At 69.5% G+C, this 315-nt stretch carries 1 protein-coding gene; it reads right to left on the bottom strand.

What is annotated here, in order from left to right:
* The coding region (locus tag PA598K_RS37185; RefSeq protein ID WP_185602455.1) for a hypothetical protein at window positions 1–315 on the bottom strand (315 nt) is incomplete at both ends.

Genomic DNA, 315 nt, shown 5'->3' with positions numbered 1-315 from the left:
TCTGGCCCAAGGTCATATCGCCTCGGACGCGCAGATCGCCCTGGATGACCAGTCGCCGGCCGTCGGCCCGCAAGCTGCCGCCCACCTCGACATCGCCGGCAAGCGTCGTGTCGGCCACATAGCCGTCGAACTGAAGGTTGCCCGCAGCTGCCAGCGCCAGCCCCTCCGCATCGGCAGCGATCAGATGCGTCTTCCACGTATCCGCGATCGAGACATGCCCCGCATAGCGGAAGCCCGGCTCCGACTCGCGGACGACTCGCGTCGCGGCCTCCGTGACCTCATGCGCCCCCTGGACATCGACCGGCGGCGCCCGCA

The organism is Paenibacillus sp. 598K, assembly GCF_003851045.1.
Taxonomy (GTDB): Bacteria; Bacillota; Bacilli; order Paenibacillales; family Paenibacillaceae; genus Paenibacillus_D.
This window is presented reverse-complemented; position numbering and strand designations above follow the sequence as displayed.